At 41.0% G+C, this 7236-nt stretch carries 5 protein-coding genes; all 5 read right to left on the bottom strand.

The window, feature by feature from the left end; genetic code table 11:
• Nucleotides 1-213 precede the first annotated feature (213 nt).
• Nucleotides 214-1650 carry a PTS fructose transporter subunit IIC gene (locus FC24_RS07745; RefSeq protein ID WP_057874321.1) on the bottom strand — a complete coding sequence of 479 codons (1437 nt, stop codon included), beginning with the start codon at nt 1648-1650 and terminating at the stop codon, nt 214-216.
• A gap of 33 nt (nt 1651-1683) precedes the next feature.
• Nucleotides 1684-2142: a PTS sugar transporter subunit IIA gene (locus tag FC24_RS07740; protein WP_057874320.1), complete on the bottom strand. Its 459-nt coding sequence runs from the start codon at nt 2140-2142 to the stop codon at nt 1684-1686.
• Entirely contained in the window at nt 2139-4097 is a 1959-nt protein-coding gene (locus tag FC24_RS07735; protein ID WP_057874319.1) for a BglG family transcription antiterminator, read from the bottom strand. Before FC24_RS07735 ends, FC24_RS07740 begins: the two co-directional genes overlap by 4 nt.
• A gap of 220 nt (nt 4098-4317) precedes the next feature.
• On the bottom strand, nt 4318-5463 hold the full coding sequence (locus FC24_RS07730; RefSeq protein WP_057874318.1) for an ArgE/DapE family deacylase: 1146 nt from the start codon (nt 5461-5463) through the stop codon (nt 4318-4320).
• 149 nt (nt 5464-5612) lie between these two features.
• The gene (locus FC24_RS07725) at nt 5613-7004 is read right to left on the bottom strand and encodes a DHA2 family efflux MFS transporter permease subunit (protein ID WP_057874317.1); all 1392 of its coding nucleotides are present in this window, start codon (nt 7002-7004) and stop codon (nt 5613-5615) included.
• Nucleotides 7005-7236: the final 232 nt, after the last annotated feature.

Genomic DNA, 7236 nt, shown 5'->3' with positions numbered 1-7236 from the left:
GCCTAGTACTTTTGGAATGGAAATACTTTCCAACACCAAAAATTCTAGACCCAAAAATAGCGGCTGCAACAATCAGGAATCCTGATTGTTGCAGCCGCTTTTTGCTTACGAATGCGATCCTAAAACACTTTCCCATCAGGTAGTGTTATGGATACGCGCTATTGTTAACAAAAAAACTGTGCTGATACGCACAGTTTTTATCGCTTCAATAACTTAAGCTACTACTTTCTCACGCTTTGCCCGCCGAATCTTGAAAAAAGCCAACAGCAAAACAGAAACTGCGACACCGGCTAAAATTGCAAGTAAGAACAGGCCGAGATGGTTAGTTGCACCAAGTACACCGACAATTGGACCACCATGAGGAACCACATCAGTAATGCCTAAGAAGCTGCCAATCGCACTGGCAACGGCAGAACCAGCGATAATGCTTGGGAAAACATGCTTCGGATTAGCAGTAGCAAAAGGAATGGCCCCTTCTGTAATCCCAATTAAGCCCATCAAAATCGCTGCAACACCAGCTTGTCTTTCTTCTGCTGTGTTCAAATCACGCCGGATGAAGGTAGCCAGGCCAACTGATAGTGGCGGTACCGCAACGGCACAAGCAACTGCACCCATAATTTGCGGGTGATTAGCTGTAATGGAAGCAACCCCGAATAGGAACGCCACTTTATTGACTGGACCACCCATATCGACGGCCACCATCGCACCAATTACTAGACCTAAAATAATGCTAGTAGATGGATTTTTCGCTAAAGCACTTAATAAATTATTCAGTGCTGTCATTAACCAAGAAATCGGTCCGCCTAGAACTAAGATAAAAGCAGCGGTAATAACTGCAGTTCCCAGCAATGGAATCACAAAAATTGGCATTACCGGCCGTAAGCTCTGGGGGATTTTCCAACTATTGAACCATTTAACCAAATAACCAGCCGCAAAACCAACGGCGATAGCACCTAAGAAACCAGTACCAGCTTTTGTCCCCAAAATGTCTGGACTATTGGCCACCATGGCACTAATCATAGCTGGCGCCAACGCCGCCCTGCCTGAAATTGCATGGGCAATGTAACCGGCTAAAATTGGAATCATCAAGGTAAACCCTAGCGTCCCAATCTGGTTCATCGAATTCCAGATAGTGTTTTCAGGAATCACCATCCCACTTTTAGTCGGATGACCACCGATTGCAATTGACAACGCAATAAATAAACCACCGACAACAACGAAGGGAATCATGTGAGAAACCCCATTTAATAACTGTTGCACAACTGGACTTTGCTTGCGCTGCGGTTTTTCAACTTCTTCCCCTTCATCTTCTTCTCCAGCTTTTTTCTTAGAACCTGTATAAACATCAGCATTTTGTGCCCGTTCAATCAATGTAGTTGAATCTTTAATTGCAGCTGCTGTCGTCGCAAATACTACCTTCTTGCCAACAAAACGTTGCATGCCGTCAATGGAAACATCAATCGCCAACACCACAAAATCTGCAGCACGAATATCTGCTTCGGTTAGCTCATTTTCATTTCCTTGTGCGCCCTGAGTTTCAACTTTGACTTGGTAACCTTTCGCTTCACCTGCTTTTTGCAATTTTTCGGCGGCCATATACGTGTGGGCAACACCCACTGGACATTTTGTAATTCCAACAAAACTTGCCATTATCTGGTCACGACCTTTCTTTAAATTACTAGTTCAATCAAAATCAATGGCAGCGGTGACAACTTGGTAAAGAGATTGTGCTTGATGTCTAGCAGCTTGTAAATCAGCGACAAACTGTTCGTCCATCAATTTTCGCGCAAACTTAGCCAAGACCGACAAATGCGCTTTACTTGAATCGGCAATCGGCATTAACAATGCAATCGCAATGGTAACAGGTTGCTCATCCAAGGATTCCCAATTAATGGGCTGCGTAAAAGTTGTCATCCCCACTAACGGCTGTTTTAAGCCCGCAATTTTAGTGTGTGGAATTGCAACACCGGAACCAAAGCCAGTGGTACTTTCCTGTTCCCGAGCCTCAAATCCTTTTAACAGTGCTTTAGCGTCCAGTTGGTTCTTACTGGCAAACAATTCCGCCATTTTTTGTAAAGCGGCATTTTTATTACCCGTCACCGTGACGTCTGTAAAAATATTCTGTAAATCAAATTCTTTCAATCAAAATTCCTCCTCTGACTTTCTTGCCAATCATTTAAAACTTGAATCAGTTGTGGCGCTTTTTCAACTTGCAACAAGCGTTTAGCCAATTGATGGTCATCAATAATTTGATTGATTAAACGGTAAATCTCTCTGAGCGATTGGTGAACGGTTGAATTGAGCGCCATAAAGAAAACAAAATGAACTTGTTGGTCACCCAACCAGTTAATTGGTTGTTGGCTAACTAATAAAACAATGGCAGGTCGTTTGATTAAGTTTGGACTGACATGGGGTAATGCAAATTGGTCCAGCGCTGTACTAGCTAACTTTTCCCGGGAAATTGCGGCTTGGATGACTTTTTCCTGATCTGTGATGTAGCCATTAACAAAAAGTTGATGGGCAATTTTTGTAATAACTTGGCGATAACCACCAGCCGCAGCCACCTTAAATACCAGATCAGGTCGTAACAGATGAAAAAATGTATTTAAAGGTTTTTTTGTCTGTCGTAATTGTTCAATTTCTCTTTGAATACGCGTAATATCACGTTGATTGAGTAGTGGACTCACCACAATTACTGGTTTTGCCAAATGACTGATGGGGATTGTACTAATAACAAAATCAACCGTCACTTGCGTAGTAAACAAGGCACTCACCTTAGTAATCTGAAAAATCTCAAGCTTATGGTTAAAATTCATTGCTAGGCGTTGTGCAAGCAACTGTGATGTGCCAATACCACTACTGCAGACCACCACTACCCGTAATCGCTGTTGTGTCCGGTGTCGTTCGTAAAAAGATTCAAAGTGTAATGCAATAAAGGCAAGTTCATCGTCATTTAACTGCACAGCATAGCGTGCTTGCAACCGTGCTTGCAGTTGCACAGCTGCATCAAAAGCTTCCGGCAAATTTCGTTGAATTTCGCGTGTATACGGATTATAGATATTCAATCCCAGCTTGAGCCGCTTAAGCGCTGAATTTAAATGGAGTGCTAAACCATGTAGTAATTCTCGGTCTGGTTTAAGCGCTGTCAAATTGGCACGCAAAAAATTTATTAATGGTTGCAATGTTTTCGCGACATTAAATTGCGTACTGGGAAGCTCTTGCTTTGAGGTAACTGGGTTTTGCGTAACCGCAATAATATGCAAATTTAAATAATGCTGTTCCTCAGGTGGAATTTTATGCTGAAATCTTCTTTCTAAGATCGTTACCAGCTTTTTTGTCTCCGCCAATAATGCTGTTGGATGACTGTCTTTCTTGGTTACCATAGTCGCATTATCTTGGATACGCTCTAAAGCGATCATTAAATGAATGGCTAGCGACTGAAATTCATAATCAGAAAATGAAATTTGACTTGCTTCAATAAATTCTGTCAATGAAGCTAATACTAATGAAATAATTTTTTGTGAAAATAATTGCTGTAATTTGGGTGGTAAATTTAATGTTCGGACTAATTGCCCGTGTTTGTGTTGAGCGTAAATATCTTGACCCCAATACCGATTGATGAACTGACTTATCGCTTGTCGCCGTTGCTTTTCCGTCACGACAACGCGAATACCAGCGTGACTGACCTGCAATTTAATTTGTAAAGTCGCTAAATACTGGCGAACCGCTAAAAGATCATTTTCTACGGTACTACGACTGACATATAATGCATCAGCTAATTCTTGTAATTTATAAAAACGGGTGGTTAAAAGTAATTTAGCTAAAATGTAGCGTTGCCGTTCACTTTTAGATTGCGGTAATCCTAACTTAGCAGCCTGTAATGTTTGTTGCAGGCGTAGTGTTTTGCCTTCAATGTAAATGCCAACATTAGGACGTCGGACTAACGTCACCCCAAACTGAGGTAAAATATTTGCCAAGTGATTAAGTGTACTCGCAATAGTTCGCTGGGATAACTTCATGTGGTGAGCAATATCGCGATAATGTGTTTTTTTGTTAGCTAAAATGAAGCGAACAATTTCAATTTCGCGTTCATTCATAACGATGCATTCACCTCGCGACCACCATTAATAGCGTATAATAAAATTGCACACTAGCAAACGCTTTCTTTTGCTAGAATAATGTTGCAATTTTTAGGTGATCTCATTTTTAAATGTAAAATAAAAACTGGACGTTTCATTATTGCATTAAACCTTGGCAAACAATAAGACAAGGCTTATTACAGATGAACCGTCCAGCTCATTTTAATGACATAATCGTTTAACGTAAAAAATGCAAGATAACTTGCTGGTAAATTGTCATTGCGGCTAAATAGTCATTAATTGTCAAATATTCATTTACTTGGTGTCCACTGGTGTTCCCTGGGCCAAAAATCACCACCGGAATTTTTTGTGCGGCGCGAATGAACTCAGAAGCATCAGTAGCACCACCATCACCGACCACTGCAACTTCTTGGCCTAACGCACGACTGGCAACTTGTTTAAATAACTGGACAAACGGTGCTTGCGGATTACCAGGCAATGGTCTTTCAGGATAATGAAACCGCAGCGTTAACTGATTTTTAGGCTGCTGGTTTAAATCCGCCACCAGCGATTGCAATTCCACCATAATATCACGATTAGGGTATCGTGGCGTTGTGCGGATATTTCCGTACAAGCGGGCTTGTGCGGGAATTGTATTAATTTGCTCCCCACCGACAATCTGGGTCACATTATGTAAGAGCGGTCCTAAAATCGGATCAATTTTTGTTTTAGTTGCCATTAATTTTGTCACGGCTTGATAAAAGCAAAATAATTGGTCAATTGCATTATTACCACTATCTGGTGTTGCACTATGAGCAGCCTTACCTTTTGCATTGAGCTCGTAATCAATCACACCGCGATGAGTAAATTCCACTTGCATCTGACTGGGCTCAGCAACGATTAGAGCAGCTAAATCATCCGCAAAACCTTGTTGTGTCAGTTGTGCAGCACCATAATTTCCCGTTTCTTCGCCAATCGTTGCAAACAAACGAATTGTCCCAGCAAAAGCACGTTTATTGGCTAGAAAATCAAGCAATACACAAATAAGTGCTGCTAAACCACCTTTCATGTCGCTGGCACCACGTCCATAAATATTTTGCTGATCCATTTCACCTGCAAAAGGTGGGTGTCGCCAAGCTGCTATGCGTCCCGGTGATACCACATCCATATGTCCAGCCAGCCCCAACATTTTTCCAGGTCGCTCTCCATGAATGGTAATGACTAAATTAGAACGTCCTGGTGCATAATTTACTTCTGTTACTTGTGCGGCTGGGTACGCATCAAATAACAGTTTGATGTAATCTGCTACTTCAGCTTCACGGTCATTTACAGATTGTATTTTTAATAAGTTTTGTAATATTTCAAGCGCTTTATTTTTATCCATCTGCCTACCTCTTTTTCACCCTAATATCTTTATCATAGCAGAAAACAAAAAGTGATGATGAAAAGAATTATGGTATAACGACTAAAATACCGGACCATTTGCTCAACAAATGATCCGGTATTTAATGTTATCACTGACAACACGTATTTTTATTTTGTTTGTACTTGTTTTTTCGGTAGTGCAAAGGTTAAAAGAAACCCTAAAATTGCTAAACCGGCTGTTAATATAAAACCAAAGTGCGTTCCGTTAACAACTTTAACTGCACCAGTAGCTGCACTAGCTGCTTCGCCAGCACTCAATAAACTTGTCGCCAGTGCGGTTGCAATCGCACCACAGATCTGTTGCAAGGTATTCATGATACTACTACCATCAGCGGATAGTTCTTTTGGTAAGGCATTTAAACCCGCTGTTTGTGATGGTGACATCGCTAGTGGTGCTCCAATCATTAAAATAATGTGTGCACAGACCACATACCAATAGCTGGAAGTTGACTGACCAAAGAATAATAACAATGCACCGATAATTGAAACTAGGAAACCGAGCATTGCTGGCCGCCGTGCACCAAAACTATCGTATAAGCGCCCAGAAACTGAAGAAACTACCGCATTCACTAATCCACCGGGTAACATTAACATTCCCGTTAATGCTACGGGAACTAGCAACCCTTTTTGCCAATAAATTGGCAATAAATACATAGATGACATGATAATCATGAAATCAATCATCACTAAACCAGTTCCAAGCGAAAAGTTCTTCAGTGCAAAAGCCTTCACATTTAAAATTGGTTCCGTTAAGTTCAATTGCCGGTGAATAAACCAAGCTAACGCCACAATACCCACTAACAAACTTCCTAAAACAATGGTAGAAGTCCAGCCTTTATCACTAGCTAAGCTAATGCCGAGGACAACACCACCAAAGCCAACGGTTGAAAGTAAAATTGATAAAATGTCCACATGTGGCCGCGTTAACGGCATCACATTTTTAGTGAAAATCAGCGTCATGATTAGCGCTAATACCAAAAACGGAATCATGGCCCAGAAAATATATTGCCACGATAACGCGCCTAAAATTAGGCCGGCCACCGTTGGTCCAATAGCAGGAGCAAACATAATGGTCAAACCGATTAAGCCCATTGCGGCGCCCCGTTTATTTAACGGATAAATCGCTAATGCCACTAGGAAAATCAGCGGTAGTAAAATCCCTGTTCCAATGCCTTGAATTAACCGCCCAATAAAAAGAAATGTAAATGAAGAGGATAACGCTGCAATTAAAGCCCCTACAATAAAATCTGAAAGTGCAAAAATTAATAATTGTCGGGTGGTAAACCACCGCGTTAGTAAACCAGAAAGTGGTAATAAAATCCCGACCATCAATAAATAACCAATCACTAACCATTGAATCGTTCCTGTAGAAACATGCAATTCTGTTGTTAAGGGCGCTAATGCAATATTGAGCGCCGTTTCGCTAAACATCCCAATAAACCCACCGATAAGCAGGCCAGCCATGATCGGCAGACGTTTTGTCGTTGCGAGATTTTTCATGTCGAAAAATCCCCCTTTCTAAAAAGTTATGCCGTAAATCAAGCCTGATTTCTAAACACAAGGGATTACTTTACCAGAAAAAAGACATTTTCGTAAGTTTAAATTCAATAATTTTCAGAAAATAAGATGAAAAATGAGCCAATTGTACAAAAAACTGGGCAATTCCTGCTTGAATCGTAAAGTGAACCCCTAACGTTGGACAACTAAATCCAACGTTAGGGGTTTTACTATG

Source organism: Loigolactobacillus rennini DSM 20253, from assembly GCF_001436505.1.
Lineage (GTDB): Bacteria > Bacillota > Bacilli > Lactobacillales > Lactobacillaceae > Loigolactobacillus > Loigolactobacillus rennini.
Note: the sequence above shows the minus strand (reverse complement) of the source record. Positions and strands in the feature narration are given on the sequence as shown.

What these genes read in the sequence shown, in the direction of transcription:
- FC24_RS07745 (WP_057874321.1), bottom strand. Translation starts at nt 1,650, where the DNA reads ATGGCAAGTTTTGTTGGAATTACAAAATGTCCAGTGGGTGTTGCCCAC.
- FC24_RS07735 (WP_057874319.1), bottom strand. Translation starts at nt 4,097, where the DNA reads ATGAATGAACGCGAAATTGAAATTGTTCGCTTCATTTTAGCTAACAAA.
- FC24_RS07730 (WP_057874318.1), bottom strand. Translation starts at nt 5,463, where the DNA reads ATGGATAAAAATAAAGCGCTTGAAATATTACAAAACTTATTAAAAATA.
- FC24_RS07725 (WP_057874317.1), bottom strand. Translation starts at nt 7,004, where the DNA reads ATGAAAAATCTCGCAACGACAAAACGTCTGCCGATCATGGCTGGCCTG.